This window comes from Streptomyces sp. NPDC015144 (assembly GCF_043079735.1).
Taxonomy (GTDB): Bacteria; Actinomycetota; Actinomycetes; order Streptomycetales; family Streptomycetaceae; genus Streptomyces.
Genome location: NZ_JBIBUU010000028.1, coordinates 46163 through 58088, shown reverse-complemented (window position 1 = coordinate 58088; position 11926 = coordinate 46163). Strand labels below are relative to the sequence as shown.

Below are 11926 nucleotides of genomic sequence, written 5' to 3'. Positions count from 1 at the left end.
TGGCCCGTCCCGGCGTACCGGACGGGCCTTTTCCGTCGAGCCTAACGACTACTCGGGCAGCCGGAGTTCCAGGTCGGTCCGGGGCAGTACGCCGTCCCGGCCGACCGCGGCCAGCAGTTGGGCCACCGGACCGGAGCCGGGCAGCTGGGCCTCGGGGTCGACGTCCAGCCAGGGGGCGAGGACGAAGGCCCGTTCGGCGGCCCTGGGGTGCGGAAGGGTGAGCACCGGGTCGTCGGACACGACGTCCGCGTAGGCGACGATGTCGACATCGATGGTGCGCGGGCCCCAGCGCTCCTCGCGGACCCGCTCGAACGCCTCCTCGACGGCCTGGCCGCGCTCCAGCAGGGAGGACGGGGGGAGCGTCGTCTTCACGACGATCACCGCGTTGAAGTACGAGGGCTGGGAGCCGGGCTCGACGCCCCAGGGCTCCGTCTCGTACACCGGGGAGACCGCCTTGACCCGGAGGCCGGGGGTGTCCTCCAGGGCGTCTATGGCGCCCTGGAGGGTCTCCAGGCGGTTGCCGAGGTTGGAGCCGAGGGAGATCACGGCCCGCTTCGGGTTGGAGAGGGTGATGTCCGCCGCGTCCACCTGCTCGACCACGGAGGCGGGCACGGGCTGGACGGTCGGGTCGCTCTGCCCTTCGGTGGAAAACGAGGTCATACTCGGCTCCGGGTGATGGTGATGGTGACGTCGTCGAAGGGGACGGTGATCGGCGCGTCCGGCTTGTGCACCACCACCTCCACCTCCTCGACCCCTTCGTGCTTGAGGCACGTGCGGGCGATACGGTCCGCGAGTGTCTCGATCAGGTCGACGGGTTCGCCCCGCACGACCTCGACGACCTCCTCCGCGACGACGCCGTAGTGCACGGTCTTCGTCAGGTCGTCGGAGGCCGCCGCCGGACGGGTGTCGAGGCCGAGCACCAGGTCGACGATGAACGTCTGGCCCTCCTCCCGCTCCTTGGGGAAGACGCCATGGTGTCCACGGGCCTTGAGGCCGCGCAGCGCGACACGATCCACGCGAATCACTCCTGCTGTCGTTGGTCCTGAGACACGGGGCCGCGTGCGGACGGCGAGGTGCCCACTTTCGAATTTACCTTCGAGCACTGACGGCACTCTCCCGTGGGTACCCGGCAAGCGGATTCCACGGGGGCTGGAAGCCGCGTATACCCGCGCTTCCCGGTTCCAACCCCTTTCCGGCGTACGGTCGGCCGGAATCCGGGGCGGAAGCGGGCCCGGGCCGGGCGACGAGGCGGGACCGGACGGTTCGGGGGAGGAGGGGCCGGACGGGTCAGGAGGAGGACTCTTCGTCCCCTTCTTCACCGGTTTCGGTGAGTACGGGGGAGCCGTGGTGGGACCAGAGCTTCCAGCCGTCCGGTGTGCGCCGGAACACATTGGTGGCCACGACGAGCTGGCCGACCAGCGGGCCGAGCGCGTTGCCGTCCTCGGCGGGTCCGCCGCTGAGGATGTTCTCCGTGCAGGTCACCAGGGCGGTGTCGCCGGTCATCGAGATCCCGACGTCGGTCAGGAAGAACTGGATGTACTCGGTGTTCGCCATGATCAGCGCATAGCTGCGCAGCACCTCGCCGCGGCCGGTCAGCACCGGCCAGCCCGGGTGGACGCAGGAGACGGTGAGGTCCTCGCCGGGCAGCCAGAGCCCGGAGAGCTCCTCGAAGTCGCCGTGCTCCATCGCTTCGTAGAAGGCGGTGTTGGCCCGCTCGACGGCGGCGATGTCGGCGGCGGCCTCCGCGTGCTCGTCGCGGCCGGTGCTCACGCGGCTCCCTCGACGGCGCGGGCGACCCGGACCGCGTCGGCGGTGGCCCGTACCTCGTGGACCCGGACGGCCCAGGCGCCGACGTGCGCGGAGAGCGCGGAGACGGCCGCGGTGGCGGCGTCGCGTTCGCGGGCGGGCGGTGGTGTGGCGCCCTCGCCCGCCAGGACGTGGCCGAGGAAGCGCTTGCGGGAGGCGGCGACCAGCAGGGGGCGGCCCAGGGCGCGCAGGGCGTCGAGGCGGGCGATCAGGGCGAGGTCGTGGGCGGCCTCCTTGGCGAAGCCGAGGCCGGGGTCGATCACGACGCGTTCCGGGGCGATACCGCCCGCGACCACGGCGTCCATCCGTTCGCGCAGCTCCGCGACGACCTCGGCGACGACGTCCCCGTAGACCGCGCGGCTGTTCATGGACTCGCTGAAGCCGCGCCAGTGCATCACGACGAACGGGGCGCCGGCCGCGGCGACGACCGGGATCATGTCGGGGTCGGCGAGACCGCCGCTCACGTCGTTGACCAGGACGGCGCCCGCCGTGACGGCCTGCTCGGCGACCCGGGCCCGCATGGTGTCGACGGAGACCGTCACCCCCTCGGCGGCCAGTCCCCGGACCACCGGGACCACCCGCCGCAGCTCCTCCTCGGCGTCCACGCGGGTCGCGCCGGGGCGGGTCGACTCGCCGCCGACGTCGATCAGGTCGGCGCCCTGGGCGACCAGGTCGAGACCGTGTTTGACCGCGGCCGTGGTGTCGAACCAGCGGCCTCCGTCGGAGAAGGAGTCCGGGGTCACGTTCACGACACCCATGACCGCGCAGCGGTCCCACTCCGGCAGGCCCTGGACCGTGCCTCGTCCACGCAACGTACTCATGTGTCCAGCGTAGGCCTGTACGGAGGGGGACTATGCCGCGTGCGCGTGCCGCTCGGGGCCCGGAGCGGGGGTGTGGGCGCAGGGGCGGGGGCCGGGGGCCGGGAAGCGGCGGGCGAAGGGGCGGGGGAGGGAGAAGCTGACGAAGCCCTCCGCCTGCATGGCGGCGAAGGAGATCCGGGGGAGGTCCCCGGCGTTGCGGTAGACGACGAAGCGGGGTTCCCAGCGGGGCCGGAACTTGGCGTTGAACTTGTACAGCGACTCGATCTGGAACCAGCGGGAGAGGAAGATCAGCAGCCCGCGCCAGGTCCGCAGCACCGGCCCGGCGCCCAGCTTCTCGCCGCGGGCGAGGGCCGAGCGGAACATCGCGAAGTTCAGCGAGACGCGCTCGACGTCGAGGCCGGGGGCGGCCTGGAGGGCGGCGACGATCAGCAGCTCGTTCATGCCGGGGTCGGCGGAGCGGTCACGGCGCATCAGGTCGAGGGACATGCCGTCGGTGCCCCAGGGGACGAAGTGGAGTACGGCCTTCAGGTCGCCGTACGGGGAGTCCGTGCCGGACTCGTCGGCCTTGTGGGCGGTGGCGACGACGCAGTCGCCGTCGGCCGCGTCGCCGAGCCGGCCGAGCGCCATGGAGAAGCCGCGCTCGTGGTCGGTGCCGCGCCAGTCGTCGGCGGCGCGGCGGATGCGGGCGAGCTCGTCCTCGCCGATGTCGCGGACGCGGCGGACGCGGGTCTCGTAGCCGAGGCGTTCAATGCGCTTCACCATCTGGCGTACGTTGCGCATCGGGCGCCCGGCGAGGGAGAAATCCGCGACGTCCACCACCGCCTCGTCGCCGAGTTCCAGGGCGTCGAGTCCGGTCTCGCGGGTCCAGACCTCGCCGCCGGTCTCGCTGCACCCCATCACGGCGGGGGTCCAGGAGTGGGCCCGGGCCTCGTCCATGAAGCGCTCGATGGCGCCGGGCCATGCCTCGACGTCGCCGATCGGGTCGCCGCTGGCGAGCATGACCCCGGACACCACGCGGTAACAGACGGCGGCCTTGCCGCTGGGGGAGAAGACGACGCCCTTGTCGCGGCGGAGGGCGAAGTGGCCGAGCGAGTCGCGGCCGCCGTGCTTCTCCAGGAGGGCGCGCAGCCGGACCTCGTCGTCCTCGGTGAGCCGGGCGGCCGGGTGCTCGGGGCGGAAGGCGAAGTAGACGGTGGTGACGGCGGTCAGCAGGCCCAGGGCGCCGAGGGAGTAGCCCACGGTCCAGGAGGTGTCGCCGGTGTACCGGACGGGGCCCTCGACGCCGAGCATCCCGTACAGGGCGTGCTGGAGCCGGTCGGCGATGCTGGGGTCGCCGACCACCCGGCCGGGGTGCGCGCTGACGACGGCGACGCCCAGGGCGAGCGAACCCGCGCCGAGGAGGACGAAGTTGGCCAGCGCGCGCCAGCGGCTGCGCGGGTCGGGGAGGGCGGAGAACTCGCCCCGGTGACGGACCAGCAGCATGCACAGCGCCAGCGAGACCAGGGCGCCGACGACCGAGTGACGGTACGTGAACTGCGCCAGGGCGCCGGCCGGGAGCAGCAGGACGGCGGCCCGCCAGGCCCGCCGCTTGCGCCGCTTGAGGCCGTGGGCGAGGAGCAGGAGGAGGACGCCGGCGCTCAGCGAGAGCGCGGCGGCGAACGGGCCGAGGGCGCCGGGCAGCACCTCGGCGAGGGTGTGCATCCGGCTGTGCCGGAAGCGGGGGAAGACGCCCGCGGCGATGTCGATCAGGCCGACGACGGTGCAGGCGGTACCCACGAGGCCCGGTACCGTTTCGGGGCGGGGGCCTCGTACGAACTTGCTTACGGGACTCGGAACCGATCCCGATTTATCCCCATCTAGCGTGACAGACATCGCTTCCCGTGGCTCCGCGAGAGAATCTTGAGTCCTTCGGACATATGCCTCAGGACGATGTGCGATCTGTAGGACGAGGCTTCCGCGCCGCGGGTTCACCCACGCACGGAAAATTCCAGAGAAGAAAGCTCACCATCCATGGGTCTTACCAGTAAGACGCTTCTGGTTCTGGCCATCGTGCTGGCCGTGGTGTTCTTCGCCGCCACGATCTGGCTCTGGCCCCGGCTGTCCCGTCGCAGCGTGCCCGCGGTGTCCGGCCGGATCGGCCTCATGCTGGCAACCCAGGTGACCATCTTCGTCACGGTGGCCCTGGTGGCGAACAACTCCTTCCTCTTCTACGGGTCGTGGGCCGATCTGTTCGGCCGGAAGCAGGACCTGGGTGTGGTGACCGACCACGCGGCGGCCACCCTGGCCTCGAAGAACATCGTCCGGGTCGGGGAGCAGCGGCCGCAGGTGCCGGGCGGGCCGCGCCCCGAGGTGAGCGGCCGGATCGACAAGGTCGTGGTCGCGGGCAAGCGGTCGGGGATCGAGAGCTCGGCGTACGTGTACCTGCCGCCGGAGTACTTCCAGCCGGCCTTCTCGCGTCGGAAGTTCCCCGCGGTCGAGGTGCTGACCGGCTATCCGGGGGTCGCGGAGAACCTCCTGAAGGGGCTCGACTATCCGCGGACCGCACACGAACGGGTGAAAGCCGGGCGGTCGCAGCCGATGATCCTGGTGATGCTGCGGCCGACGGTCGCGCCGCCCCGGGACACCGAGTGCGTGGACATCGAGGGCGGGCCGCAGACCGAGACCTTCCTGGCCGAGGACGTGCCGCAGGCGGTCTCCGAGTCGTACCGGGTCGGGAAGCTCGCCCGGAACTGGGGCATCATCGGCAATTCGACCGGTGGTTACTGCGCGCTGAAGATCGGGCTGCACCACCCGGACCGGTTCATCGCGAGCGCCGGACTCTCCGCCTACTACAAGGCGGCCGAGGACCCGACGACCGGTGACCTCTTCCAGGGCGACCAAGACGCGCGGAACCGGGCGGACCTGATGTGGACGCTGGACAACATGCCGCAGCCCGACTCGTCCTTCCTGGTCACCACCTCCCGGCACGGCGAGGGCAACTACACCACCACGCGGCGGTTCATCTCCAAGGTGAAGGCGCCCGCCCAGGTGTCCTCGATCGTGCTGGACAGCGGCGGGCACAACTTCAACACCTGGCGGCGGGAGATCCCCTCGGCGCTGGACTGGCTGAGCAGCCGGCTCAGCGAGAACTGACGGTCGCCCGTCCCCAGGGGCCCCGGCTCAGAGCGTGGCGCGCTCCACGGTCTCGACCGTCACCTCGGCCCGCGGGAGGTCCTGGGCGTCCGCGTCGATCGAGCGGCGCAGCGCCTCGTGCAGCCGGGCGGGGGTGAGGACGCCGAGGAAGCGGCCGGTGCCCTGCGCGTCGAGGACGGCGATCCAGCCGGCGTCGTGCTGGAGCATGGTGGAGAACGCCTGTTTGAGCGGGGCGCCGAGGGGGAGCCACGCCTCCATCCGGCGGGCGTGGGCGCGTACGGTCCCGGTGGCGTCGGCCGCGTCGGCGGCGTCGGCCGGGAGCCAGCCGTGCAGCTGGTCCTCGCCGTCCAGGACGACGGCCCAGCGCGCGCCCTCGGCGCGGAGCCGTCCGGTGGCCCGGGCCAGGGGGTCGTCGAGGTGGACGACCGGGGGCTGGTCGAGGTCGCTCTCCTCGACGGGGGTGACGGAGAGCCGCTTGAGGCCGCGGTCGGCGCCGACGAAGTCCGCGACGTACCGGGTGGCGGGGGCGCCGAGCACGGTGGCGGGGGTGTCGAACTGCTCGATGGAGCCCTGTCCGTAGACGGCGATCCGGTCGCCGAGCCGGACGGCTTCCTCGATGTCGTGGGTGACGAACAGGACGGTTTTGCGGACCTGTTCCTGGAGTTTCAGGAATTCGTTCTGGAGCCGTTCCCGGACGACCGGGTCGACCGCGCCGAAAGGCTCGTCCATCAGCAGGACCGGCGGGTCGGCGGCCAGTGCCCTTGCCACGCCGACGCGTTGGCGCTGACCTCCGGAAAGCTGTTCCGGATAGCGGTCGCCATAAACGGAAGGGTCGAGTCCGACCAGGTCGAGGAGTTCGGCCGCGCGCTGCCGCCCCTTTCCCTTTTTCCAGCCCAGGAGATGCGGGACGGTCGCGGTGTTCTCCAGGACCGTGCGGTGCGGGAAGAGCCCCACCTGCTGGATCACATATCCGATACGGCGGCGGAGTGCGACGGGGTCGATGGTGGATATGTCGTCCCCGTCGACGAATATCCGGCCCTCGGTCGGTTCGGTCAGCCGGTTCACCATCTTCATGGTCGTCGTCTTGCCGCAGCCGGACGGTCCGACGAGCGTGACCAGTTCACCCTCGGCGACCTCGAAGGAAAGGTCGTCGACGGCGGTGGTGCCGTCCGCGTACCGCTTGGTGACGTGCTCGAAACGGATCATGGTTCTCCATTGTGGCGCGAGTTCTGTGAAGGGCGTGTTGCTGAAATACAACGGTCCCCACGATTGTCAGTGGCCGAGGATAGGGTCACCGGACAGGCGTACGAAGTGCCGACGGGAGGTGGGGGCGGATGGCCGCGGGCGAGAACTGCCTGGTGGCGAACGACTGGATCTGCGGGGAGTATCTCCGTTCCCGTGGCCAGGAGTTGACCGACGCGACGGTCCAACACGTCTGGATCACCGCGGTGTCGGTGGCGATCGGCCTTCTGGTGGCCTTTCCGCTGGCGCTTCTGGCGCGGCGCGGCCGGCGGTTCGCCGCCCCGGTGCTCGGGCTGACGACGGTGCTCTACACGGTCCCCTCGCTCGCCCTCTTCTCGTTGCTGCTGCCCCTCTTCGGGCTCTCCGCCGCCCTGGTGGTCACGGGCCTCGTGCTCTACTCGCTGACCGTCCTCGTGCGGAACATCCTGGCGGGCCTCGAAGCCGTTCCGCCGGAGGCGAAGGAGGCGGCGAGAGGGATGGGCTACGGGCCGGTGCGGCTGCTGTGGGAGGTCGAACTGCCCCTGGCGATGCCCGCGTTGATGGCCGGGGTGCGGATCGCCACGGTCTCCACGATCGCGCTGACGACGGTCGGTTCGATCGTCGGCAGGGGCGGGCTGGGCAACCTCATCGGGGACGCGCTGCCCAGCTTCTTCAAGGCCCAGGTGCTCACCGCCTCGGTGCTGTGCGTGCTGCTGGCGGTCGTCGCGGACCTGCTGCTGCTCGGCGTGCAGCGGCTGCTGACGCCCTGGACCCGCATACGTACCGCCCCCGTGGCGGACCCGGTGGCGAAGGCGGTCTGAATCCATGGGAGTCATGAGCGGGGCCTGGGCGTGGCTCACCACCGGGGCCAACTGGTCGGGGGAGAGCGGCGCGGCCCACCGGCTCGCCGAGCACCTGTACGTGAGCGGGGTGGCGCTCGCCCTGGCGTGCACGGTCGCGCTGCCCGTCGGCCTGTACCTGGGGCACCTCGGGAAGGGCGGCGCGCTGGCGGTCAACATCTCCAACGTGGGGCGGGCGGTCCCGGTCTTCGCCGTGCTGGCCCTCTTCATGGTCTCGCCGCTGCGCAACGCCGGCTACGTGCCGACGGTCGTCGCGCTGGTGCTGTTCGCGGTGCCGCCGCTGCTGACCAACGCCTACGTCGGGATGACGGAGGTCGACCGGTCGGTGACGGAGGCGGCGCGCGGCATGGGCATGACCGGCCGTCAGCTCTTCCTCCGGGTCGAGCTGCCGCTGGCCCACCCGATGGTGATGACCGGGCTGCGGTCGGCCGCCGTCCAGGTGGTCGCCACGGCCACGATCGCGGCGATGGTCGGCCAGGGCGGCCTCGGCCGGATCATCACCGCCGGCTTCAACACCTACAACACCCCGCAAGTGGTCGCGGGGGCGGTGCTGGTCGCCGCGCTCGCGCTGCTGGTGGAGGGCGTGCTGGTGGCCCTGGACCGGCTGCTGTCGCCGCTGGGCCGCCGCCGGACGGCATGACGCCGTCCGTACGCGCGCGGGCCCGGCGGCCGCCCGCTCCCCTTCCCCGCGGATCCCTGATCACCCTGTTGCTGAGGACGGAGAACAACACATGAGCAAGCCCTCGCGCATAGCCGGCGCGGTCATCGGCATGGCCGCGCTGGCCGGTTCGCTCGCCGCCTGCGGCGGCGACAGCCTGGAGAAGGAGAAGGGGGGCGGGGCCGCCGCGGAGTCCGGCTCCGGGAAGAAGGGCCCGCTGGTCGTCGGCGCCGCCTCCTTCACCGAGTCCAAGGTCCTCGCGGAGCTGTACGCGCAGATCCTGGCCGACGCCGGGTACCGCACCTCCGTCACCACCGTGGCCAACCGGGAGCTGTACGAGCCGTCCCTGGAGAAGGGCGAGATCGACGTCGTACCCGAATACGCGGCGACGATCGCCGAATTCCTCAACGCCAAGGCGAACGGCGCGGAGAAGGCCGCGAAGGCACCGGTCGCCTCGGGCGACACCGCGGCCACGGTCGCCGCCCTGGAGAAGCTCGCCGCCCCGCGCGGGCTGAAGGTCCTCCCGGCCGGTGCGGCGGTCGACCAGAACGCCTTCGCGGTGACCAAGGAATTCGCCGCGAAGAACAAGATCAAATCCCTTTCCGACCTCGGCCGCTCGAAGGTCCCGGTGAAGATCGCGGCGGGCGACGAGTGCGAGGTGCGGCCCTTCTGCGCACCGGGTCTGAAGAAGACGTACGGCATCGACGTCACCGGAATCGACCCCAAGGGAGTCGGTACTCCGCAGTCCAAGCAGGCGGTCAAGGACGGCAAGGACCAACTGGTCCTCACCACCACCACGGACGCCGTGCTGGACGCTTACGACCTGGTGTTCCTGGAGGACGACAAGAAGCTCCAGAACGCCGACAACGTCCTGCCGGTCGTCAACGCGAAGGACGCCGGTTCCCCCGAGATCGCCGAAGCGCTCGGCCGGCTCACCAAGACCCTCACCACCGGGGATCTCGCGGAACTGAACCGCAAGGTCGACGCCGAGCGGGCAAAGCCCGCCGATGTCGCCGGGGACTATCTCCGTGCGAAGGGACTGGTCGAGAAGTAGGAAACGGAGGGAAAAGGGGGCCGTCAGGTAACCGGCAGGGAACAGATTGACGGGCGGCCCCCCAAGTGCCCCGCACACACGGTAAATTTCAGGCCATGCCACGTGGACGTCATCGCCATTCGCCACCTCTGCACAGAATCCTTCCGCCGTCGGCGGTCGCCGGAGTATCGGTCGTCTGTGCCGCGGGCTCCTGGCTGCTGGCCGAGCCCCTGGTCCTGCGCGGGCTGGTGGCCGTCACGGCGGTGGCCGCCGTGACGGGCGCGTACCTGATGCGCAGCTGGGACCGGGACGCCGGCCGCCGCGTCGCCGAGCTGGCCCGGGCCCGGGCGGGCGACGAGTGGCGCGCCGAGGAGCGGGCGGCCGAGCTGGAATCCGACCTGGAGGAGGCGCGGGAGCTGCGCGCCCGGCTGGAGACGAAGCTGCGCCGCAAGCGCGTGGAGCTGGCCAACCTGCGCGGGGAGCACGCCGCGCTGCTGCGCCGGTACGCCAACGCCGAGACCGGCCGGGCCAGTGCCCTGGAGGGCCGCAGGCAGCTCGCGCTGGAGGCCGCCGCCCCCCGCGAGCCGGCTGCCAAGGCCCCCCGCGAGCTGGCCGCCGCGACCTCCACGCCGACGCCGGGCGCCTATCTCCGGGCCGCCCAGGCGCTCCAGGACCTCTCCCGCAACGCCGCGCTCCAGGAGGCCCGCCGCGCCGCCGAGCAGGCCCGCCGCGCCGCCGAGCAGGCCCGCCGGACCGAGGTCGCCCGGCGCCCGGCCGCCGCGCCCGCCCCGGCCGCGCCGCCCGCCGCCGAGGAGGACCGGACCGCCGCGCGCCATCTGCGTCCCCCGGCCCCGCTGCCCCCGGCCCGGCAGTCCGTCGCGCTCCCCCCGGCCCGCCCCGCGTCGCCCGCCTCGGCCGTCGCCCCGTACGCGCCGGCGCGCCGTCAGCCGGTGCCGCAGGGCAGCTTCGACTTCTTCGGCACGCAGACGCAGAAGAACCGCGCCGCGATCGAGTCCGTGCAGGACGAGGACCTCGCCGACGTGGTGGGCGAGGAGGCGCTGGCCGCGCACCGCACCGACCGGGCCGCCAAAGGAGCCGTCGGCAAGGTCATCGACCTGACCGCGCACGACGAGACCGAGCAGCTCGACGTGGTGGAGCTCCGCAGCGCGATCTCGTAGCCGGACCCGCACGCCGGACGCGCGCACGCCGGCGTACGCGCCGGGTGCGCGCGTCCGACGTGCCCGGCGCTACTTGTCGATGTCGCCGACGACGAAGAAGAGCGAGCCCAGGATCGCCACCATGTCGGCGACCAGCGTTCCCGGCAGCAGCTCGGTGAGCGCCTGGATGTTGTTGTACGAGGCGGAGCGGAGCTTCAGCCGGTACGGGGTCTTCTCGCCCTTGGAGACCAGGTAGTAGCCGTTGATGCCGAGCGGGTTCTCGGTCCAGGCGTAGGTGTGGCCCTCGGGGGCCTTCAGCACCTTGGGCAGCCGCTGGTTGACCGGGCCGGGCGCCAGTTCGGTCAGCCGGTCCAGGCAGGCGTCCGCGAGGTCCAGCGCGTTGTGCGTCTGCTCCAGCAGGCACTCGAAGCGGGCCAGGCAGTCGCCCTCGGTCCGGGTGACCACCTTCAACGTGTCCCGCAGCTCCCCGTACGCCAGGTACGGCTCGTCGCGCCGCAGGTCGAAGTCGACGCCCGAGGCGCGGGCGATCGGCCCGGACACCCCGTACGCGTGCACCGCGTCGGCCGCGAGCACGCCCACGCCGCGGGTGCGGCCCCGGAAGATCTCGTTGCCGAGCACCAGGTCGTCGTAGACGCCCATCCGGGAGCGGACGGCGGCGACGGCGTCCCGGACCCGGCCGGTCCAGCCCGCCGGGAGGTCCTCCTTGAGGCCGCCGACCCGGTTGAACATGTAGTGCATCCGGCCGCCGGAGATCTCCTCCATCACGCCCTGGAGCTCCTCGCGCTCCCGGAAGGCGTGGAAGACCGGGGTGATCCCGCCGAGTTCGAGCGGGTAGGAGCCGAGGAACATCAGGTGGTTCAGCACTCGGTTCAGCTCGGCGAGGAGCGTACGGGTCCAGACCGCGCGCTCGGGGACCTCCATGCCGAGCATCCGCTCCACGGCCATCACGACGCCCAGCTCGTTGGAGAACGCCGACAGCCAGTCGTGGCGGTTGGCGAGCATCACGATCTGCCGGTAGTCGCGCGCCTCGAACAGCTTCTCCGCGCCGCGGTGCATGTAGCCGACGACCGGCTCCGCGCTCAGCACCCGCTCGCCGTCCAGCACGATCCGCAGCCGGAGCACACCGTGCGTGGAGGGGTGCTGGGGACCGATGTTGAGCACCATGTCCGTGCTCTCCGCCGCGCCGCCGATGCCGACCGTCGTCTCCGTCATGCGGT

At 71.8% G+C, this 11926-nt stretch carries 12 protein-coding genes; 5 read left to right on the top strand and 7 right to left on the bottom strand.

Annotation, left to right across the window (positions count from 1 at the left end; genetic code table 11):
- Positions 1-48: 48 nt before the first annotated feature.
- From folK to ACF08W_RS32410, 5 genes are all read right to left on the bottom strand, one after another.
- Complete coding sequence (gene folK, locus ACF08W_RS32430; RefSeq protein ID WP_385203777.1) at positions 49-660, bottom strand: 2-amino-4-hydroxy-6-hydroxymethyldihydropteridine diphosphokinase; 612 nt, start codon at positions 658-660, stop codon at positions 49-51.
- Positions 657-1016 carry a dihydroneopterin aldolase gene (gene folB, locus ACF08W_RS32425; RefSeq protein WP_366298686.1) on the bottom strand — a complete coding sequence of 120 codons (360 nt, stop codon included), beginning with the start codon at positions 1014-1016 and terminating at the stop codon, positions 657-659. Before folB ends, folK begins: the two co-directional genes overlap by 4 nt.
- A 271-nt stretch (positions 1017-1287) precedes the next feature.
- Positions 1288-1770, bottom strand: a complete 483-nt coding sequence (locus tag ACF08W_RS32420; protein WP_385203781.1) for a nuclear transport factor 2 family protein — start codon at positions 1768-1770, stop codon at positions 1288-1290.
- A complete protein-coding gene (folP, locus tag ACF08W_RS32415; RefSeq protein ID WP_392281498.1) occupies positions 1767-2564 on the bottom strand; it encodes a dihydropteroate synthase in 798 nt (265 codons plus the stop codon). The genes ACF08W_RS32420 and folP overlap by 4 nt, the downstream gene beginning before the upstream one ends.
- 93 nt (positions 2565-2657) lie before the next feature.
- Complete coding sequence (locus ACF08W_RS32410) at positions 2658-4499, bottom strand: phosphatidylglycerol lysyltransferase domain-containing protein (protein WP_392281490.1); 1842 nt, start codon at positions 4497-4499, stop codon at positions 2658-2660.
- Positions 4500-4637: 138 nt separating this feature from the next.
- On the opposite strand from ACF08W_RS32410, the gene ACF08W_RS32405 reads away from it, so the two are divergent.
- Positions 4638-5759 carry an alpha/beta hydrolase gene (locus ACF08W_RS32405; RefSeq protein ID WP_385203790.1) on the top strand — a complete coding sequence of 374 codons (1122 nt, stop codon included), beginning with the start codon at positions 4638-4640 and terminating at the stop codon, positions 5757-5759.
- A gap of 27 nt (positions 5760-5786) precedes the next feature.
- On the opposite strand, the gene ACF08W_RS32400 is transcribed toward ACF08W_RS32405, so the two are convergent.
- A complete protein-coding gene (locus ACF08W_RS32400; RefSeq protein ID WP_352275534.1) occupies positions 5787-6965 on the bottom strand; it encodes a betaine/proline/choline family ABC transporter ATP-binding protein in 1179 nt (392 codons plus the stop codon).
- A gap of 128 nt (positions 6966-7093) precedes the next feature.
- Between ACF08W_RS32400 and ACF08W_RS32395 the strand changes: the two genes are divergently transcribed.
- The 4 genes from ACF08W_RS32395 (at position 7094) to ACF08W_RS32380 (ending at position 10709) form a co-directional block, all read left to right on the top strand.
- The gene (locus tag ACF08W_RS32395; RefSeq protein WP_392281489.1) at positions 7094-7801 is read left to right on the top strand and encodes an ABC transporter permease; all 708 of its coding nucleotides are present in this window, start codon (positions 7094-7096) and stop codon (positions 7799-7801) included.
- Between the two features lie 4 nt (positions 7802-7805).
- Positions 7806-8480: an ABC transporter permease gene (locus ACF08W_RS32390; RefSeq protein WP_392281488.1), complete on the top strand. Its 675-nt coding sequence runs from the start codon at positions 7806-7808 to the stop codon at positions 8478-8480.
- A 91-nt stretch (positions 8481-8571) separates the two neighbouring features.
- Positions 8572-9552 (top strand): ABC transporter substrate-binding protein, encoded by a 981-nt coding sequence (locus ACF08W_RS32385; RefSeq protein WP_392281487.1) that lies wholly within the window; start codon positions 8572-8574, stop codon positions 9550-9552.
- A 95-nt stretch (positions 9553-9647) separates the two neighbouring features.
- A complete protein-coding gene (locus ACF08W_RS32380; protein ID WP_392281486.1) occupies positions 9648-10709 on the top strand; it encodes a hypothetical protein in 1062 nt (353 codons plus the stop codon).
- Positions 10710-10778: 69 nt separating this feature from the next.
- On the opposite strand, the gene ACF08W_RS32375 is transcribed toward ACF08W_RS32380, so the two are convergent.
- Positions 10779-11921: an NADH-quinone oxidoreductase subunit D gene (locus ACF08W_RS32375; RefSeq protein ID WP_385203809.1), complete on the bottom strand. Its 1143-nt coding sequence runs from the start codon at positions 11919-11921 to the stop codon at positions 10779-10781.
- Positions 11922-11926: the final 5 nt, after the last annotated feature.

Bases quoted from the DNA above. Each gene is read 5' to 3' on its own strand.
- folK (WP_385203777.1), bottom strand. From the start codon at position 660: ATGACCTCGTTTTCCACCGAAGGGCAGAGCGACCCGACCGTCCAGCCC.
- folP (WP_392281498.1), bottom strand. From the start codon at position 2,564: ATGGGTGTCGTGAACGTGACCCCGGACTCCTTCTCCGACGGAGGCCGC.
- ACF08W_RS32410 (WP_392281490.1), bottom strand. From the start codon at position 4,499: ATGTCTGTCACGCTAGATGGGGATAAATCGGGATCGGTTCCGAGTCCC.
- ACF08W_RS32405 (WP_385203790.1), top strand. From the start codon at position 4,638: ATGGGTCTTACCAGTAAGACGCTTCTGGTTCTGGCCATCGTGCTGGCC.
- ACF08W_RS32400 (WP_352275534.1), bottom strand. From the start codon at position 6,965: ATGATCCGTTTCGAGCACGTCACCAAGCGGTACGCGGACGGCACCACC.
- ACF08W_RS32395 (WP_392281489.1), top strand. From the start codon at position 7,094: ATGGCCGCGGGCGAGAACTGCCTGGTGGCGAACGACTGGATCTGCGGG.
- ACF08W_RS32390 (WP_392281488.1), top strand. From the start codon at position 7,806: ATGGGAGTCATGAGCGGGGCCTGGGCGTGGCTCACCACCGGGGCCAAC.
- ACF08W_RS32385 (WP_392281487.1), top strand. From the start codon at position 8,572: ATGAGCAAGCCCTCGCGCATAGCCGGCGCGGTCATCGGCATGGCCGCG.
- ACF08W_RS32380 (WP_392281486.1), top strand. From the start codon at position 9,648: ATGCCACGTGGACGTCATCGCCATTCGCCACCTCTGCACAGAATCCTT.
- ACF08W_RS32375 (WP_385203809.1), bottom strand. From the start codon at position 11,921: ATGACGGAGACGACGGTCGGCATCGGCGGCGCGGCGGAGAGCACGGAC.